The organism is Devosia marina (assembly GCF_009758415.1).
GTDB lineage: Bacteria > Pseudomonadota > Alphaproteobacteria > Rhizobiales > Devosiaceae > Devosia > Devosia marina.
Genome location: NZ_WQRF01000018.1, coordinates 1 through 2,519 on the forward strand (window position 1 = coordinate 1; position 2,519 = coordinate 2,519).

The 2,519-nt window shown below is 65.5% G+C and carries 2 protein-coding genes; both read right to left on the minus strand.

What is annotated here, in order from left to right:
• Positions 1-289 precede the first annotated feature (289 nt).
• Entirely contained in the window at positions 290-1,492 is a 1,203-nt protein-coding gene (locus GO014_RS18835) for an IS91 family transposase (protein ID WP_343031019.1), read from the minus strand.
• Positions 1,493-1,496: 4 nt separating this feature from the next.
• Entirely contained in the window at positions 1,497-2,402 is a 906-nt protein-coding gene (locus GO014_RS18840; RefSeq protein ID WP_157291815.1) for a tyrosine-type recombinase/integrase, read from the minus strand.
• Positions 2,403-2,519 lie beyond the last annotated feature (117 nt).

Below are 2,519 nucleotides of genomic sequence, written 5' to 3' on the forward strand. Positions count from 1 at the left end.
ATGGTGAAGGGTTTCGGGCGCTGTTTGGCGTACGAAAGCCACCCATGCAGGAACCCGCGGTCCGAATTCTCTGGGCTATGGGGTTTTCCGTTTTGGCGTGACTGAGGTTCTGCTGTGCGCCGCGGCATATGGCGTGGCGCTCGCGCCAGGTGGACGTCGTTCGGGCAGCCTTTGAGCCTCAGCGGCGGCGGTATTGATGAGATTGGCGTGCATGATGATGGTCACTGTGGCGCCTGGCACGAACCATCCCGTCGGCCCACGATGTGGCGCGGCCGTTTGAACGAGCGGATCATGCCGGGTCATGGATGGTCTCCCGGGCTGATGGTCGCGCGGTCGGCGGGCCCCGCGGCTGGCACCATGCCGCGAAGGTCTCGATGATTACCATGGTGCCACCGCAGCAGGGACAAGGCGGGCACGGGACTGGGGCGGTCTCGGCGGCCGGCGGTTCGTCCGTCGCCGGCGCCACCCCCAGCATGTCGCGGGCCTGGGCGAGGCAGTCCTTGCGGGCGGCGCCGGCGAGCAGGCCGTAGTGCCGGATGCGGTGGAAGCCGCGCGGCAGGACGTGGACCAGGAAGCGGCGAATGAACTCGTCGGCGGCCAGGGTCATGACCTGCTGCCGGTTGGCGCCGGAGCTGCGATAGTTCTTGTAACGGAAGGTAACCTCATTGCCGTCGAAGGCGATGAGGCGGCTGTTCGAGATCGCCACGCGGTGGGTATAGCGCGAGAGATAGGCGAGCACCGCCTCGGGTCCGGCAAAGGGCGCTTTGGCATAAACCACCCAACGCTTCTTGCGGACCGGCGCGAGATGACGCTGGAAGGCACGGCGATCGCGGAGCCCTGCCAGCTTGCCGAAGAAGGCGAGTTTTCCGGCGGAGTGCAGTTCGATCAGGCGGTTCATAAACAACCGGCGGAACAGCGCCCCCAGCACCCTGACCGGCAACAGGAAGGCTGGCCGCGATGATATCCACCGACCATCCGGTGTGATGCCGCCACCGGGCACGATCATGTGGATGTGCGGATGGTGGGTCATGGCCGAGCCCCAGGTGTGGAGCACGGCGGTAATGCCGATGCGGGCGCCCAGGTGTTTTGGATCGGCTGCGATGGTCAGCATGGTCTCGGACGCCGCCTTGAACAGCAGGTCGTAAATCAGCGCCTTGTTGTGGAAGGCGATGTCGGCGACCTGGGCGGGTAGCGTGAACACAACGTGGAAGTAGCCGACCGGCAGGAGATTGGCCTCCTGGACCTCCAACCATGTGCGTGCCGCCGCGCCCTGGCACCGTGGACAGTGCCGGTTGCGACAGGAGTTGTAGGCGATCCGCTGATGCCCGCAGTCGGAACAGGCTTCGACGTGGCCACCCAGAGCGGCGGTGCGACAGGTCTCGATCGCCGACATGACCTTGAGTTGGCTGAGGCTCAGGTGTCCGGCATGAGCCGCGCGATAGGCTGGACCGGCAGAGCGAAAGATATCGGCAACCTCGATAGTGGCGCGCACTGGCTCAGGCGGGTGGAGGCTTGTCCTCCATCAGGGCCATCAGCCGGTCGAGGGGACTGGCCACCGCCTGGATCGTGCGGGTCGAGACCTTGGTGTAGAGCGCAGTGGTCTCGAGCTTGGAGTGCCCGAGCAGCACCTGGATGACCCGGATATCGACATCCTGCTCCAGCAGGTGCGTGGCAAAGCTGTGCCGCAAGGTGTGCGGGCTGACCCGCTTGCGGATGCCGGCGACCTCGGCCGCCTCCTGCACCGCGCGATGCAATTGCCGCGACGAGATCGGATCGGTTGGGGAGCGCCCCGGAAATAGCCAGCCATGGGGCAGCATCACGCCCCGCTGCTTGCCCTCCCGCCACCACAGCCGCAGCAGCTCCAGCAGCTGGGGCGAGAGCATGGCATTGCGATCCTTGCGGCCTTTGCCCTGTTCTATGCGGATCAGCATGCGGGCGCTGTCGATATCGTCGACCTTGAGGTGGGCGACCTCAGAGACGCGCAGGCCCGCGCCATACGCGACCCCGAGCGCGGCCTTATACTTGATGCCCGGCGCCGCCTGGAGCAACCGGGCCGCCTCCTCGATGCTGAGCACGTCAGGCAGTTGGCGCTGATAACGGGTGATCACCAGGGCCCGCGACAGATCCCGCCGCTTCAGCGTCACATCGAACAGGAAGCGCAAGGCCGAGACCGCGCCATTGATCGTGGAAGGGCTGACGCCGCTCTCATGCTGGTGCAGCTGGTAGCGTCGGATATCATCGGGTGTGGCCGAGTCAGGGCTCTGCCCCAGAAAGACAGCAAAGCGCCGGACATGACGCACGTAATCGTGCTGGGTGTGGACGCCCAAGCCGCGCATCAGCATGTCCTGCTGCATGCGTTGGCGGAGCGGCGTGGTGGGAGCGGCGGTCGGTGACGTAACCATGGGGAGTTCCTCTCGTTGAAAGAAACTCCATGGTCCAACTGCGACCTCAGCCGCTCAAAGACCTAAACGATCACGCTGAACTGACCGCGCGCACCCTCCCGCGAAGCGGGTTCGTGC